General features: G+C 69.2%; 14 protein-coding genes, 1 other RNA gene and 1 pseudogene. 2 read left to right on the top strand and 14 right to left on the bottom strand.

The features are described from left to right. Positions 1 to 1,761, bottom strand: a pseudogene (locus B1729_RS07630) (arylsulfatase); the annotation flags it as partial. Positions 1,762 to 2,196: 435 nt separating this feature from the next. After that, positions 2,197 to 2,567: a transfer-messenger RNA gene (gene ssrA / locus B1729_RS07635) on the bottom strand. 241 nt (positions 2,568 to 2,808) lie between these two features. On the opposite strand from ssrA, the gene B1729_RS07640 reads away from it, so the two are divergent. Continuing rightward, positions 2,809 to 3,318, top strand: a complete 510-nt coding sequence (locus B1729_RS07640) for a DUF2231 domain-containing protein (protein ID WP_163617455.1) — start codon at positions 2,809 to 2,811, stop codon at positions 3,316 to 3,318. Between the two features lie 69 nt (positions 3,319 to 3,387). Here B1729_RS07640 and B1729_RS07645 read toward each other — a convergent pair whose 3' ends face one another. The 8 genes from B1729_RS07645 to B1729_RS07680 form a co-directional block, all read right to left on the bottom strand. Then, the gene (locus tag B1729_RS07645; protein WP_163617456.1) at positions 3,388 to 3,825 is read right to left on the bottom strand and encodes an SDR family NAD(P)-dependent oxidoreductase; all 438 of its coding nucleotides are present in this window, start codon (positions 3,823 to 3,825) and stop codon (positions 3,388 to 3,390) included. Beyond that, on the bottom strand, positions 3,822 to 4,115 hold the full coding sequence (locus B1729_RS07650) for a hypothetical protein (protein ID WP_163617457.1): 294 nt from the start codon (positions 4,113 to 4,115) through the stop codon (positions 3,822 to 3,824). Before B1729_RS07650 ends, B1729_RS07645 begins: the two co-directional genes overlap by 4 nt. 80 nt (positions 4,116 to 4,195) lie before the next feature. After that, positions 4,196 to 5,701 (bottom strand): NAD(P)/FAD-dependent oxidoreductase, encoded by a 1,506-nt coding sequence (locus B1729_RS07655; RefSeq protein WP_163617458.1) that lies wholly within the window; start codon positions 5,699 to 5,701, stop codon positions 4,196 to 4,198. After that, on the bottom strand, positions 5,698 to 6,645 hold the full coding sequence (locus B1729_RS20945) for an SRPBCC family protein (protein ID WP_345770759.1): 948 nt from the start codon (positions 6,643 to 6,645) through the stop codon (positions 5,698 to 5,700). The genes B1729_RS07655 and B1729_RS20945 overlap by 4 nt, the downstream gene beginning before the upstream one ends. Positions 6,646 to 6,795: 150 nt before the next feature. Further along, the gene (locus B1729_RS07665; RefSeq protein ID WP_163631776.1) at positions 6,796 to 7,608 is read right to left on the bottom strand and encodes an anti-sigma factor; all 813 of its coding nucleotides are present in this window, start codon (positions 7,606 to 7,608) and stop codon (positions 6,796 to 6,798) included. Beyond that, positions 7,595 to 8,146: a sigma-70 family RNA polymerase sigma factor gene (locus B1729_RS07670; RefSeq protein WP_239525780.1), complete on the bottom strand. Its 552-nt coding sequence runs from the start codon at positions 8,144 to 8,146 to the stop codon at positions 7,595 to 7,597. The genes B1729_RS07665 and B1729_RS07670 overlap by 14 nt, the downstream gene beginning before the upstream one ends. 49 nt (positions 8,147 to 8,195) lie before the next feature. Next, a complete protein-coding gene (locus B1729_RS07675; protein WP_163617461.1) occupies positions 8,196 to 8,834 on the bottom strand; it encodes a class F sortase in 639 nt (212 codons plus the stop codon). Positions 8,835 to 8,845: 11 nt separating this feature from the next. Then, positions 8,846 to 9,673, bottom strand: a complete 828-nt coding sequence (locus B1729_RS07680) for a DUF4397 domain-containing protein (RefSeq protein WP_239525790.1) — start codon at positions 9,671 to 9,673, stop codon at positions 8,846 to 8,848. Between the two features lie 129 nt (positions 9,674 to 9,802). Here B1729_RS07680 and B1729_RS07685 point away from each other — a divergent pair, with 129 nt between their 5' ends. Further along, a complete protein-coding gene (locus tag B1729_RS07685) occupies positions 9,803 to 10,480 on the top strand; it encodes an SIMPL domain-containing protein (RefSeq protein ID WP_163617462.1) in 678 nt (225 codons plus the stop codon). Between the two features lie 137 nt (positions 10,481 to 10,617). Here the strand turns inward: B1729_RS07685 and smpB are convergent, their stop codons facing one another. The 4 genes from smpB to prfB all read right to left on the bottom strand — a co-directional run bounded on the left by smpB (position 10,618) and on the right by prfB (position 14,474). Then, entirely contained in the window at positions 10,618 to 11,094 is a 477-nt protein-coding gene (gene smpB / locus B1729_RS07690) for an SsrA-binding protein SmpB (RefSeq protein WP_163617463.1), read from the bottom strand. A 111-nt stretch (positions 11,095 to 11,205) separates the two neighbouring features. Continuing rightward, positions 11,206 to 12,120: a permease-like cell division protein FtsX gene (gene ftsX / locus B1729_RS07695; RefSeq protein WP_163617464.1), complete on the bottom strand. Its 915-nt coding sequence runs from the start codon at positions 12,118 to 12,120 to the stop codon at positions 11,206 to 11,208. Further along, a complete protein-coding gene (gene ftsE / locus B1729_RS07700; protein WP_163617465.1) occupies positions 12,117 to 13,268 on the bottom strand; it encodes a cell division ATP-binding protein FtsE in 1,152 nt (383 codons plus the stop codon). Before ftsE ends, ftsX begins: the two co-directional genes overlap by 4 nt. A 93-nt stretch (positions 13,269 to 13,361) precedes the next feature. Next, a complete protein-coding gene (prfB, locus tag B1729_RS07705) occupies positions 13,362 to 14,474 on the bottom strand; it encodes a peptide chain release factor 2 (RefSeq protein WP_163617466.1) in 1,113 nt (370 codons plus the stop codon). Positions 14,475 to 14,496: the final 22 nt, after the last annotated feature.

Below are 14,496 nucleotides of genomic sequence, written 5' to 3' on the forward strand. Positions count from 1 at the left end.
GGCGCTCGGCGGTGCGGTCGTCGAGGGGCAGCACGTTGTACTTGACCGCCTCGATCAGCCAGAGCCGTTGCAGTTGATGCAGTTTCTCGGGGTGCTCTCCCGCCAGATCCCGTGCCTGGCTGTAGTCCGTCGTCCGTCGTAGAGCTCCCAGACGTCGTCGTCGAAAGCCGGCAGTGCGCCTCCCACCATGACCCAGGGTGTCCGGTGCTTGGTGACGGCGCTCCATCCCTGGTGGTAGATGCCGCGGTTGCCGAACATCTCGAAGTACTGCAGGTCGTGCGCCTCGGGGGCGTCGGCGTCCTCGAAGGCGTACAGCATGCTGCGGCCCTCCATGGGCGACTGCTGCACGCCGTTGACCTGTGTCGGCTCGGGAAGCCCGGCCGCCTCGAGAATCGTCGGCGCGATGTCGATGACGTGGGTGAACTGGGACCGCATGCCGCCCTTGTCGTGGATCGCCCGCGGCCAGTGCACGATCGTGCCGTTGCGGGTGCCACCCCAGTGCGAGGCGACCTGCTTGGTCCACTGGAACGGGGTGTCCATCGCCCACGCCCAGCCGACGGCGTAGTGGTTGTAGGAGGTCGGCGAGCCGAACTCCGCCATCTTGGATCGCATGAACTCGGGTGTCTCGAGCGCGGCCATGCCGTTGAAGTTCGCCATCTCGTTGAAGGCGCCGTTGACCGTGCCCTCCGCCGACGCGCCGTTGTCGCCGATGATGTAGTAGACGAGGGTGTCGTCGAGGATCCCGAGATCTTCGACCGCGTCGAGGACTCTGCCGACGTGATGGTCGGTGTGCTCGAGGAACCCCGCGTACACCTCCATCTCGCGCTCGAGCACGGGCTTCAGATCGTCGGGCATGTCGGCCCACGCCGGGATCTCGCCATGCCGCGGGGTCAGTTCAGCGTCGGCCGGGATGACGCCGAGCTCCTTCTGGCGCGCGAAGGTCTTCTCGCGCTGCGCGTCCCATCCGTCGGCGAACTCACCCTTGTAGCTGTCTGCCCATTCGGTCGGCACGTGATGTGGTGCGTGAGTGGCCCCCGGCGCGAAGTAGACGAAGAAGGGCTTGTCGGGAGCCAGTGCCTTCTGTGTGCGGATCCAGCCGATTGCCCGATCGGCGAGATCCTCGGTGAGGTGGTAGCCCTCCTCCGGTGTCGCGGGCGGTTCGACGGGCGTCGTGCCCTCGTACAGTGCGGGCTCCCACTGGTTGTTCTCGCCGCCGATGAAGCCGTAGAACGTCTCAAACCCGCCACCCCCCGACGGCCACGCGTCGAACGGGCCTATCGGCGAGGACTGCCACACAGGCACCTCATGGCACTTCCCGAATTGGGCAGTCGAGTAGCCGTTGAGCTTCAGCGTCATCGCGAGCGGCGCCTTCGTATTGGGTCGCAGCGAGCTGTTTCCCGGCGCCGAGGTCGCGGTCTCGGTGATGCTGCCCATCCCCACCGAGTGATGGTTGCGGCCGGTCAGCAGCGCCTGCCGCGTCGGCGCGCACAGGGCTGTCGTGTGAAAGCGGTTGAATCGGAGGCCGCCGGTCGCGAGTCTCTCCGCGACCGGCGTGCGGCACGGCCCACCGAACACGCTCGAGGCGCCGAACCCCACATCGTCCAGAAGGATGACCAGCACATTCGGCGCGCCCTCGGGTGGAAGAAGCGGCTCGATCGGCGGATACGAGGTGGCGGGGTCCTTCGCGTCGTAGGTAGTCAACCCGGGCCGCGGCCGGTCAGGAATCGGGATCATCGTGCGGGCATGGCGATCGACAGTCATAGTCTTCCTCCTCAGGTCCCCAAGGCGCACGCTATCGCACCCCTCCGCGCACACATCAGCCCATCTGCGTGAACTGATGCCGGCGTACTCTCGCCGAAGGCGGATACATCCGCCGATGCCGAGCGACTATCCCAGCCGTCACCAGCGCTGCTCCGGCCGATGAGCAGGCCGATGCACGCGAGCGGTGCCGCTTTCGCTCGTCGCCCGCGAGGGCACCGGCTTGCGTTCGCCGCGACAACGGGGTGAAGAGGTAGCGGCTGCTGCACGCCGGTAGAGTCGCACCCGAGTGTCTCGCTCATCACAAGCTGCAATGGCCGACAGCCATGCACAAGATCTGTGGGCGATGAGGTTCTCCGCTGCCGCACAGTCAACGAACAAAGGCCCCAAGATCCGCGTAATTACGCGGTTCCTGGGGCCCTGTTCTGTGACAGCGGTACGTGGAGATGGGGGGAATCGAACCCCCGTCCATCGCTGAGTAACTGCGGTTTCTCCGGGCGCAGTCTGTGAAAGCGTTCTACTCGGCTCCGACCTTTGTCACAGACACCTAAGTCGACGAGCCCATCCTGATAAGAGTCCCGCGTGACGCTCAGGCGACGTCACGCAGCAAGATCCCTAGATGACGCCAATACCCGTGACGGGATCAGTCACGGATTGACGGCGTCGGGCTCGCTGCTCAGGCAGCGAGGGCGAACGCGGACTGCTTCTTTTCGGCAGTTATTGGTTTGCAAGGAGCGTTTACGAGATAACCCTGCATCCTCGGCCCGCTTCACGCAGATTCACAGGCGATGTCGAAACCGATCATCCCCGTGTCCTCGAATCGAGGTGGTTCCTTCTCGCGAAGGGCCGCTGTCACACTGTGGAGTTGCCAATACCCGGGCGCCGAAGCATCCGAGCACATCAGGATACAACGGATGCCGCTCCCCCGCCATTCCCGGAGGAGATGGTGGCCTCTCGGCACGTGGCGGACAGTGCCTGGTTGTCAAGGCCCGTGCGAGACCGCGCCGGTGGTGGTCGGCTGAGGCCACCCACCTAAGGAGTGAGATCGAGATGTCGCAGAACACCCCCCTGCAGCGCGCCAAGCAGCCCCGGTCGGCTCTCGCCGGACCCTACGGGCACCCCTTCCACCCCATCCTCGTGACCATCCCGATCGGCGCATGGGTGGCGAGCCTCGTCTTCGACATCATCGGGCTGGTCTATGACGACCCCGCGCCGTACGTGCAGGGCGCCTGGGTGCTCATCGTCATCGGCCTCATCGGCGCCGTGCTCGCCGCGATCTGGGGCTTCCTCGACTATCTGCAGCTCGGCCGCGGCACAGACGCCCGGAAGACCGCCACGATCCACATGGCGCTGAACCTCGGCGTCACGGTGCTGTACCTCATCAACCTCCTCGTGCGGCTGTCGGCCGACGACCACGACGAGGTCAGCACCGTCGGATTCATCCTCAGCATCGCAGGCCTGGCAGCCCTCGGCGTGTCGGGATGGCTCGGCGGCAAGCTCGCCTATCACTACGGTGTGCGGGTGGCGGACGAGCGCACGCAGATGGAGGGCTTCCGCTGAATCCGGCGCCGCGTCACGACCTGAGCGAGGCGGCCGGCGACCCGCGGCCCTGGGACAACATGATCGCCGTCAGACCGACGGCGGTCGCTCCGAGCGCCACGCGAACCCGGCGCGATCGCCAAACCACCGGTCACGGGGCTCGCCGACGACGGAGAGTCGAATACTGTGCCCGTCGTCACGTCGGCGCCCTCGCCACGCAGCTCCACGTTGTCCATCAGCCACCCCGCCATCCCGTCGTAGACGGGCGGCGCGAAGCGATGCACCGTACTCGCTGTGGGCGGCGGCGGCGAGCGCGCGCACCTGGCCTTCGTGCGATACGTCGGTCGGCACGACCAGTGCCACTGCGCCCAGCGCACGGCACTCCTCCGCGACGGTCTCGAGGGCGTCCTTGCTGCGGGACGCGAGCACGAGCCGCGCGCCCTTCTTGGCGTACATCCGCGCCGTCTCGCGGCCGATGCCGCTCGATGCGCCCGTGATGACCACGACGGGCGCGGCTGCGCCGTTCATGGCGCTTCGGGTGACGAGCGACCGGGGAGGTTGAGCTCGTCGGGATCGACGTCGACGTCTCCCGCATCGTCAGGGCCGCCCGTGCCGGGGACAGCCCGCACGTCGCCGGGATCGATGTCGGCATCGACCGTGTCGGGCAGAGGATCGGCCTGCTTCTCCTGCGTCTCGCTCTCACTTGCGGGGCTGTAGCTCATGTCCTTGCGCAGCGACTCCTGCTCCGACAGCGGGCTCAGCCGCGACTCGGCGGGCCGTGATGACGCGGCGTCGGGATTCTCGTGTTGCGGGTCCATGCAGCGACGGTAGGCGGCATCCGTTCCTGCGGTCCTCCCCCTTGACATCCCCGCGCCGCGCAGGCCAAGTGGCGATGATGCTACGGCCGCGCTGCACCCACGGAGCCCGCCGCACGCGGCGACAGGTCGGGAAGCGCCCCGATGCCGAACTGATGGCGCAGCGCGCTCAGCGCGGCGAACCAGCCGGGCAGGCCCGTGACACCAGGACCGGGTGCCGCGGACGCGGACGCCAGGTAGACGCCGGGAATCGGCGTACGCCAGGGGTCGGGGCTCAGCACCGGGCGACGAACGAGCTGCCACAAGCTGGGAGCGCCGGCCGCGATGTCACCGCCCGGATAGTTCGGGTTGTGCCGCTCGACCTCGCGCGCGGTGCGTGAGCTCACCGCGAGGATCGTGTCCCGGAAGCCGGGGGCGAACCTCTCGATCTGCGCGGTGACCGCTTCGCGTCGGTCGACGGCACTTCCGGCGGGCACGTGGGTGTACGTCCACAGCGTGTGCTTGCCGGCCGGGGCTCGAGTGGTGTCGAACAGCGAGGGCTGCGAGACCAGCACGTAGGGGCGTTCGGGCAGGCGGCCGCGGCTCACCTGGTTCTCGGCATCCGCCACCTCGGCACGCGTGCCGCCCAGGTGGACTGTGCCCGCGCGACGCAGCTCGGGGTGCGTCCACGGGACGGGGTCGCTGAGCGCGAAGTCGACCTTGGCAACACCGTCGCCGTACCGGAAGCGCTGCAGCGCGCGTCGGTAGCGGGCAGGGATCGTGTCGCCGGCCAGCCGGATGAGCGCCTTGGGTGTCACGTCGAGGAGCGTGACGGTGGCGTCGGGGAGCGCCGCGAGTGAGGTCACCTCGTGGTCGACGACGAGTTCGCCGCCGTGCGCACGCAGGTCGTCGACCATCGCCTCGATGATCGCCTGGCTGCCGCCGATCGGGATCGGCCAGCCGCGCGCGTGGGCATAGGCGGTGAGCGCGAGTCCCGCGCCGGCGGCGGGGACGCTCGGCATCGACAGGATGGTGTGCGCGGCGACCCCGGTCAGCATGGCGGGAGCGACGTCTTGGCGGAAGCGCAAATTCCACGCGGGGCTCCCCTGCTCGAGCGCGCGCAGGCCGAACGACAGCGCCGTCGGGATGTCGCTCGGAACGCGCACCAGCGACGACCCGGTGAATTCCGCGACGCGCGTCGAGTGATCGACGAGCGGACGCATCAGCTGCGCGTAGGCGAGCGCGTCCGGGCCGAGCGCCTCCGCCGTGCGCCCGAGATCCCGGTATGCGACACCCGCATGGCGTTCGTCGAGCGGGTGCGCGAACGATACGTCGGGCGTCACGAACTCCACGCGCTCGCGCAGACCGAACTCGCGGAAGAACCGCGACTCGAACGCCATCGGGTGCACCGCCGAGCACACGTCGTGGTGGAACCCCGGCAGCGTCAACTCCCGCGTGGCCGCCCCGCCCCCCGCCTGATCGGCGCGTTCGTACACCCGCACGCGCAACCCGGCGCGGGCGAGGGTCACAGCTGCGGCGAGACCGTTGGGGCCTGCTCCCACCACGACGGCATCGAGATCGCCGCCGCCGCGCCTGGGGCGTGTGTTCACGGTGACGGTGCCTCGGTTCCGGCGGCTTCGCTCCCCGCGGGCTGGCCCCCGGTGGGCTGGGCTCCGGCGGGCTTGCTCCCGGCGGGCTTGGCTCCGGTCGGCTCGACGCCGTTGCGTGGCGGCTTCGGCGCGGTGTCGGATGCCGCGTCCGCCGCGGCGCCACCGGGATCCGGAGTGTCGGCAGCGAGGGGCTCAGACTCCCCCGCGCCGGCGAGGGGGTTCCAGGAGTCCTCGAGGTCGAGCGGCCGTCCTGTCGCGTCGGCTTGCTCCACGCCGTCGGTGCTCGTGACCGGAGCAGGCTCTGACCCCGTGGCTTTGCCGGCCATCGCATCCTCCGTTCCGCCGCTGCCGGACACGGCGTCGGCGAGTTCGTCTCCCTGCAGTTTGGCAGCATCGGTCGGGTCGATACTCGCCGTAGCGCCCGCAGCGCCGGGAGCCCCGGCATCCGTGTGATGCTCCTCGCCGGTATCGGCCATCTCCTTCTCGGCCGTCGTCGCCTCGCGGCGGTCGGCGGCTCGTCCTTCGGCGAGGTACGCGAGCCGGTGCAGGGTCTCGTCGTTGCGCCAGTGCAGGGGGATGTCGAGCAGCTGGGCCGGGATGAAGCGGCCCGGCCCTGCGATCGCCTCCTCCTGGATGCGCACGACGCAATCGTCTCCGCGCGTCTTGACGTCGAGGGTCACGCGGGCCTCGCCGATCGGCCAGCCGCGCGCCCGCATCACCATCATCCGCGACGGGATGAACTCCTCGACGACCGTCTTGTCGTCGATGAGCGCCGGCCAGACTCCGAACGAGTGATGCAGCTCGGCGCCCGCCATCGGCCACGTCTCGTCGACCTCGCGCATACGAGACGCCCCGACGACCCACGACGGATACAGCCATCCGTCGCTCAGCACCTCGAACACGTCCTCGGGTGTGCAGTGCAGCACCCTCACATTGCGGGACATGGGCTCCCCCTCGATCTCGGGTTCTATCGATGGGTTCGACGCTAGACCGCGCTCCCGGCGTGCTGGAGCGGGTTGCGTCGAGGCCTGGCCTGTGGCAGGACCGCCACGGGCTCGCCCGCCGCGCACCGCTGCGGCGCCTGCCGGTTCCGGTCAGGCGAACCCGAGTTCGCCGCGGACGATCGAGTCGCCCGAGTGCGTGGGATCGCCGTCGGCGGGTTCCTGTGAGACGTCGACGAGCACGTATTCGCTCAGGTCGATGTCGTCGGGCACGGGAAAGACCCCGGTGCTGCCCTCGAGCACGCCCAGGCTCACGAGCGCCGACGCATCTTCGGTGATCAGCCAGACCTCGCGGAATCCGTCGCTCGGCTCCCCGTCGTCGAGGTCGACCTCGACCTGCCTCGCGCCGTCCGCCTTCTCCACGACCACCGCCGTGCCCGACGCATCGGGATGGTCGGGGAACGCATCCAGGGTCGCCGCCGCGATCTCGACCGGCTGCGTCTCACGCACCAGCGTCCACGTGCCGACGACAGCGACGATCAGCGCGATGCTCGCCGCGAGAGCGAACACGACTCTGATGCCGCGCCTCCTCCGCGCGGGCGCCGCAGCTGCGGGGGCTTCTTCGTCGGCCGCGACGGGTGCCGCGGCCTCCGCCCGCTCAGGCTCGCCCGCGGTCGGCATCTCGCCCGCGGTCGGCATCCCGCCAGCGGTCGGCATCCCGCCCGTGGTCGACGTCATGCCCGTGGCGCCGAGGCCCAGCTCGTCGGCGATGCCCGCCCACACGCGCTCCGGCGGCGCCTCGAGGTCGCCCACCGTGACCGTCGAGCGGCCGACGATCACGGTGTACTCCAGTTCGGCGAGCTCCAGCGCGCACTCGTCGCACGCGTCGAGGTGCGCCCGCTCCTCGTCGGTCGCCGGCTCGCCGAGCGCGATCAGGGACAGGCGGTCGGCATCAAGGTGCGGCATGGCCCACCTCCAATCGGCTGCGCATACGGGTGAGACTTCGCCTGATGTGGCTCTTCACGGTACCGAGCGGCATGCCCAGTCGCTCGGAGATCTGCTCGTGAGTGAGATCGTCGTAGAACGCCAGTCGTACCACGCGCCGGGCGTCCGGCTCGAGCCGGTCGATCTCGTCGGCGAGCAGCAGCCGGTCGCCCAGGTCGACCTCCGCGCCCACGACATCGTCCGGCGTGGTGAACCGCTGCAGTTCGGTCTGCAGCGCCCTCACCCGCGTGCGGGCCTCCAACGTGTCGGCGATGCGACGCCGGGTGATGGCGATCAGCCACGTCGAGAGCTTCGCCTTCGTCGGGTCGAATCGCTCCCGCGAGGTCCATGCCGAGACGAAGGTCTTCTGCGTGACATCCTCGGCGTCGCCGCGATCGCCCACGAAACGCAGCGCCATGGTGAACACGACCGGCGACCACCGACGGTAGATCTCCTCGAGTGCGCGTTCGTCGCCGCCTCGGAAGCGATCGCTCAGCTCCCGCTCGTGCGCGTCATCCACGCTACGTCCTCTCGTCCTCGTCCTCGCCATGACCGGCATCGTCGCCGGCTCAGGGAAGCGGGGTCGCCATGGCGACCACGTTATCCGCGTATCGGCCCGTCGTGGAGTCGAACGCCCCACCACAGGTGATGAGCACGAGGGCCTTCGTGCCCGCGCGCGCGAACAGCTCCGCGACCGGAAGGTCCGCCTTGGGAAAGTAGGTGACGGACGCGATGGCATAGCGGTGCGTCGTGCCGGCGGCATCCGCCACCTCCACGACGTCGCCGGCGACCAGCTCGCGGAGCCGGCTGAACGGCCCGATCGGATACCCGGGAGCGTCGACGTGTGCGGAGATCACGACGTTGCCGTCGGCGCTCGTCGGATCGGACCCGAACCGGTACCAGCCGGCGACGGCCGGGTCGATGGGCAGTTCCATGAATCCGCCCTGCTCGACCCCGACGGGCACCACCGGAACCTCGACACCGAGCGAGGCGGCGACCACCCGCACCGGCGGCTGTGGGGTGCGCGCCGGTGTCGGAGTGGCCGCCGCGACCGGCACCTCGACCACCGGAGTGGGGGTCGGCGTGGGGATCGCCGTGGTGGTCGGTGCCGTCACAGACGGACTGCTCTCGGGTCGCTCCGAGCCGCACCCCGCCAGCACGAGCACGACCGCAAGGGCGGCCAGCGCCCCTGCGGTCGTCCTCGCCATGCCGCAGATCCTCAGCGGTTCGCCCGCGCCCGGACGACGACGACAGCGGATGCCGCGACCGCCGTCGCGAGCGTCAGCCCGGCGACCAGGAACATGGCCTGCATCATCGCGTCGCGTTCGGCCAGCTGACCGCCCGTGCCCGAGTTGACCCCGTCGGGAGCCGAGTGCAGCCCCGAGACCGTCTGGACGGCGACCGCCAAGCTCTCCTCTTCCAGGCTGCCCCACGCGTAGACGATGGTGAGAGCACCCTCCTGGACCGTGACATCGGTCGGCCCCAGAACAGGGTCGGTCGTCCCCGCGGCCGCGACGGACGCTGAGATCGTCCCCGCGGCGAGGTTCAGACTGGCCTCGTTGGGATTGACGAGGTCTTCGACGACCGGGGTGCCGCCGGCCAGGACGTCGACGGCGGGGGCCGCCGCGACGTGGCGAACGGTCAGGCGCCCCTCCCCTGCGGCGGTGCTCGAGGTGTCGTTGACGAACGGTGTGAGCGTCGGCTGGCCCGCCTCGTTCAGGTGCGCGACCGCGGTGTAGTTCGTGCCGGCGGCGAGCGTCAGGGTTGCTGGTCCGAGCACCGGGGCGCTGGCATCCGCAGCATCCGGAGCGGTGAGCGCGACCTCGTAGTCGCCGGCCGGGAGGTCGAGCGGGCCGGCGAGATCGCCGGGCTGGAAGTCGTCGAGTGTCAGCTCGCCGTTGACGTACACGTCGACGGGCGTCTCTGGGATGCCGTGTAGTACCGAGAGCACGGCGCCGTCTGCAGTGCTGGCACTGGCGGGCGCGACCATCAGACCGAGGCCTGCGACGGCCCCGGCGGCGATGGCCGCGAGAATCTTGTTTCGCACGGTGGTCCTCCTTCGTCGGGGCGGCCGGTCGCCGCCCATCGGAAAGTAATTCCCTCCGAGGAGTGCATTTGGATGCACCCGAATGAAGATGTCTCTGATCTTGACCCCGCGGTGCGTAGAGTCGGCGTCATGAGCGATGTCGTCATCACGGTCCGCGGGGAGCACGAGACCCGCATCGCCCCCGAACGCGCCATCGCGCACCTCACGATCCGCGCGGAGGGTCCCGAGCGCGGCACTGTCGTCGAGCGCATGGCCGCGTTCACCGAGCCGGTGCGCGATGACCTCGCCGCCCGCAAGTCGGCGGGCACGATCGTCGAGTGGACGAGCCAGCGCGTGTCGGTGTGGTCGGAGCGACCCTGGAATCCCGAGGGCAGGCGTCTCGCCCCCGTGCACCATGCCAGCGTCGATTTCTCCGTCACCTTCGCGGACTTCGCCGTGCTGTCGTGGTGGGCCGGTGAGGTCGCCGAGCGCGAGGGCGTCCAACTCGGCTGGATCGAGTGGAAGCTGACGCCCGAGACACGGGCGCGGACGGAACGGGATGTCGCGACTCAGGCCGTGGGCGTGGCCGTAGCTCGCGCGACGGCGTACGCCGGAGCCCTCGGCCTCACCGACGTCACCGCGCTCGAACTCGCAGACCTGGGACTGCTCGCACGCCAGGACCGGCCCGAGATGGCGCCGGCGGGGCGCATGCTGGTCGCGAAGGCGTCCTTCGCGGGCGACGCGGCGGGCGCGGGACCCGCGGTGCAGCTCCAGCCCGAAGACATCGTCATCTCCGCCGCCGTCGAGGCGCGCTTCGCCGCCCGATGAGCGAGCGCCGTTAGGCTCGTTCCCTGAGCCTCTCGAAGGGCGCTTCGACAAGCTCAGCGACCGGGCATCGCAAGGCGCTTCGACAAGCTCAGCGACCGGTCGGGGCGCGCGCGATGCGTGCCGGGGACTGAATCGGGCTAGTCGCCGAGGCGGTTGCGCGAGCGCATGGCGCGCTCGGCCTCGCGCTTGTCCTCACGCTCACGGATCGTCTGGCGCTTCTCGAACTCGCGCTTGCCCTTGGCGACCGCGATCTCGACCTTCGCGCGACCGTCCGAGAAGTAGAGCTTCAGGGGAATCAGCGTGTAGCCGCCCGCCGAGATGGCGTGCGAGAGCTTGACGATCTCCTCCTTGTGCAGGAGCAGCTTGCGCGTGCGCTTGGACGAGTGATTCGTCCAGTGTCCCTGCGAATACTCGGGGATGTGCACGGCGTCGAGGTAGGCCTCGCCGTTGTCGATGTACGCGTAGCCGTCCGAGAGGTTCGCACGGCCTTCGCGCAGCGACTTCACCTCGGTGCCGGTCAGCACGAGGCCGGCCTCGTACGTCTTCTCGATCGCGTACTCGTGGCGCGCGCGACGATTGGTCGCCACGACCTTCTCCCCGCGTTCCCTGGGCATGATGTCTCCTCGTCGAAGCCGTGCGGCCGGCTCCTGAGCGTCCGGCCCGTCCGTGAGCAGGTCCTGGGCGCACGGCAGCCTGTCAGTCTACCCCCGCGACGGCGCGGGATCTCACGCGCGCAGCCATCTCCGGATCGCGAAGCCGGCGGACAGCGCCGCCAGTGCCACACCGATCAGGATCAGGACCGGCACGACGATCCACGCGTCGCCGATGTCCACCCAGGTCGTCACGAAGTCGACGCGGTTGCGCAGATACTGGTCGACGCCGAAATGCACTCCGGCGATCACGGCGGCGCTCGCGAGAATCGATCCGAGCAAGGCCGCGAACACGCCCTCGAGGATGAACGGGGTCTGGATGAACCGGTTGGATGCCCCGACCAGCCGCATGATCCCCAGCTCCCGTCTTCGCGCGTAGGCCGACAGACGGATCGTCGTCGCGATGAGGAGTACGGCGGCGATGAGCATGAGAACCGCGATGCCGACGGCGATGTAGGTCGCGACGGTGAGGGCCGAGAAGAGCGGATCGAGGTACTGCATCTGGTCGTTCACCAGTTCGACCCCCTGCATGCCGCTGAACGCCTCGATGATGACGTCGGACTGCTCGGGGTCGACGAGCGTGATGCGGAACGTCTCGTTGACCTGGTCGGCCGTGATCACACTGGCGTTCTCTTCGCCGGCGATCTGCAGCAGCTCGTCGTACGCCTGCTGGTGATCGAGGAATGTCAGTTCGCGGATGAGCGGTGCGAGCGCGCTGCCCTCGAGCTTGGCGCGCACCTCTTCCACCTGCTCGGGCGTCGCCTCGCCGTTCGAGCACGTCGCCGGTGTCGAGATGGTCGTGCACATGTACACGGCGACCTGCGCGCGCTCCACCCAGAAGTCGCGCATCGTGCCGATCTGCATCTGCATGAGGATCGCCGCGCCGACGAAGGTCAGCGACACGAATGTGACGAGCACCACCGAGACGACCATCGACAGGTTGCGGCGGAGGCCCGTGAAGGCCTCCGACATGATGAGTCCGAACCTCATGAGGTGGGCCCCACTTCGTCGTCGGGGTCGGTCTCACCGAGGCCCAGCCGGTCGGCGAGGCCGAGTTCTTCTACGTCCAGTTCGACCAGGTCGACGACGGGGATCGGCTGCGTGTGCGGCGGCGCGGGCTGCGGAGGCACGGATGCCGCGGCCTCCGGCTCGATCGGCACCGCCGGCACGCTGGGCTCGGAGGCCGACTGATCGAGTGCCTCGGCCTTCCGGAACTCGTCGGCGGCGAGCGCTGCGACGGTGGCCGCCTCGACTGCGGCAGCGGCGGCGACCGCGACGCCCGGAGACACCGTCTCCGTCTCGCCGGCGATCGACTCATCTTCGGCCACGGCCGTGGGGTCGAGCCCCGCGGCGGCGGCGATCGCGGCTTCGCGCTGCACCTCGAGCACCGCGGTGAGGGCGGCGACTGCGGCGGCACCGCGCTCCGGCTCGGGCGCCAGGCTCGGGAGTCCCGACCGGTCGCCGTAGCCGCCGCGCCGCTCGTCGCGGACCATCTCACCGTGGCGCAGCTCGATCACGCGTCGCTGCATCTGGTCGACGAAGCCGGCCTCGTGCGTGGCCATGACGACGGTCGTGCCGCCGGCGTTGATGCGCGAGAGCAGCTGCATGATGTCGATGGAGGTGGCGGGGTCGAGGTTTCCGGTCGGCTCGTCGGCGAGGAGGATCTGCGGGCGGTTGACCAGCGCGCGGGCGATGGCGACGCGCTGCTGCTCACCACCCGAAAGCTCGTGGGGGAATCTCTTCTCCTTGCCGGCGAGGCCGACGAGGGCGAGCACCTCGGGAACGGCCTGCTGGATGAACGCACGGGAGGAGCCGATCACCTGCAGCGTGAACGCGACGTTCTGGAAGACCGTCTTGGTGGGCAGCAGCCGGAAGTCCTGGAAGACGGCGCCGATGTGCCGGCGGAAGTACGGCACCTTGCGGTTCGACAGCGTCCGTAGGTCGCGGCCGAGCACGACCACTCGGCCCTCCGACGGCGTCTCCTCGCGGAGGATCAACCGCAGACACGACGACTTGCCGGATCCGGAGGCGCCGACGAGGAAGACGAACTCCCCGCGTAACACCTCGAATTCGACATCACTCAGGGCGGGTTTGGAAGTGCCTCGAAAGCGCTTCGTGACGTTCTCGAACCGGATCATGGCCTAACGAGCCTATGCGGCCGCCGCGTCACCGTGTCCAGCGACACTCACGGCTGCGGCATCCGCCCTTCGCATGCTCAGGGACCGGCTGGATCAGTCGTCGACGTCTTTGCGCTTGCGCCAGCGGATGCCGGCCGAGATGAAGCCGTCGAGGTCACCGTCGAAGACCACAGCGGGGTTTCCGACCTCGTGGCCGGTGCGGAGGTCCTTCACGAGCTGCTGGCCGTAGAGGAAGTACGAGCGCATTTGATCGCCCCAGCTCGCGGTGATGACGCCGGCGAGCTCCTTCTTCTTCGCCGCCTCCTCCTCGCGCTGCAGCAGCATCAGACGCGTCTGCAGCACGCGCATGGCGGCGGCGCGGTTCTGGATCTGCGACTTCTCGTTCTGCATCGACACGACGATCCCCGACGGGATGTGCGTGAGGCGCACGGCGGAGTCGGTCGTGTTGACCGACTGGCCACCGGGACCGGACGAGCGGAAGACATCGACCCGCAGATCCCCTTCGGGGATCTCGACCTCGACGGCCTCCTCCATCACCGGGATGACCTCGACCGCCGCGAACGACGTCTGCCGCTTGTCGGCGGAGCCGAACGGGCTGATGCGCGCGAGACGGTGGGTGCCGGCCTCGACCGAGAGCGTGCCGTAGGCATACGGGGCGTCGACCTCGAACGTCGCGGACTTGATGCCCGCGCCCTCCGCATAGGAGGTGTCCATGAGCTTCACGGGGTACTTGTGCCGCTCTGCCCAGCGCAGGTACATGCGCAGCAGCATCTCGGCGAAGTCGGTGGCGTCGTCGCCGCCCGCGCCGGAGCGGATCGTGACGACGGCGGAGCGCTCGTCGTACTCGCCGTCGAGGAGCGTCTGCACCTCGAGCTGGCTGACGATGTCTTCCAGCTCGGCGATCTCGCGACGCGCCTCTTCGGCGGCATCCTCGTCGTCCATCTCGTTGGCCAGCTCGATCAGCACGTCGAGATCGTCGAGACGCTGCTCGACGTCGGTCACGCGCTTGAGCTCGGACTGGCGATGGCTCAGGGCGCTGGTGACCTTCTGCGCCTTCTCGACGTCGTCCCACAGATTGGGGGCACCGGCCTCCTCGCTGAGACGCGCGATGTCTTTCGTGAGTGCCTCGACGTCGACCACGGCCTTGATGTCGGCGAACGTGGAGCGCAGGGCCTGGATATCGGCGGAGGGATCGAAGTCGAGCATGACAGTCCAGACTAACGTGGAA

Source organism: Microbacterium sp. B35-04 (assembly GCF_010634885.1).
Classification (GTDB): Bacteria; Actinomycetota; Actinomycetes; order Actinomycetales; family Microbacteriaceae; genus Microbacterium.

What these genes read in the sequence shown, in the direction of transcription:
- B1729_RS07640 (WP_163617455.1), top strand. Translation starts at nt 2,809, where the DNA reads ATGTCGCAGAACACCCCCCTGCAGCGCGCCAAGCAGCCCCGGTCGGCT.
- B1729_RS07645 (WP_163617456.1), bottom strand. Translation starts at nt 3,825, where the DNA reads ATGAACGGCGCAGCCGCGCCCGTCGTGGTCATCACGGGCGCATCGAGC.
- B1729_RS07650 (WP_163617457.1), bottom strand. Translation starts at nt 4,115, where the DNA reads ATGGACCCGCAACACGAGAATCCCGACGCCGCGTCATCACGGCCCGCC.
- B1729_RS20945 (WP_345770759.1), bottom strand. Translation starts at nt 6,645, where the DNA reads ATGTCCCGCAATGTGAGGGTGCTGCACTGCACACCCGAGGACGTGTTC.
- B1729_RS07665 (WP_163631776.1), bottom strand. Translation starts at nt 7,608, where the DNA reads ATGCCGCACCTTGATGCCGACCGCCTGTCCCTGATCGCGCTCGGCGAG.
- B1729_RS07675 (WP_163617461.1), bottom strand. Translation starts at nt 8,834, where the DNA reads ATGGCGAGGACGACCGCAGGGGCGCTGGCCGCCCTTGCGGTCGTGCTC.
- B1729_RS07685 (WP_163617462.1), top strand. Translation starts at nt 9,803, where the DNA reads ATGAGCGATGTCGTCATCACGGTCCGCGGGGAGCACGAGACCCGCATC.
- smpB (WP_163617463.1), bottom strand. Translation starts at nt 11,094, where the DNA reads ATGCCCAGGGAACGCGGGGAGAAGGTCGTGGCGACCAATCGTCGCGCG.
- ftsX (WP_163617464.1), bottom strand. Translation starts at nt 12,120, where the DNA reads ATGAGGTTCGGACTCATCATGTCGGAGGCCTTCACGGGCCTCCGCCGC.
- ftsE (WP_163617465.1), bottom strand. Translation starts at nt 13,268, where the DNA reads ATGATCCGGTTCGAGAACGTCACGAAGCGCTTTCGAGGCACTTCCAAA.
- prfB (WP_163617466.1), bottom strand. Translation starts at nt 14,474, where the DNA reads ATGCTCGACTTCGATCCCTCCGCCGATATCCAGGCCCTGCGCTCCACG.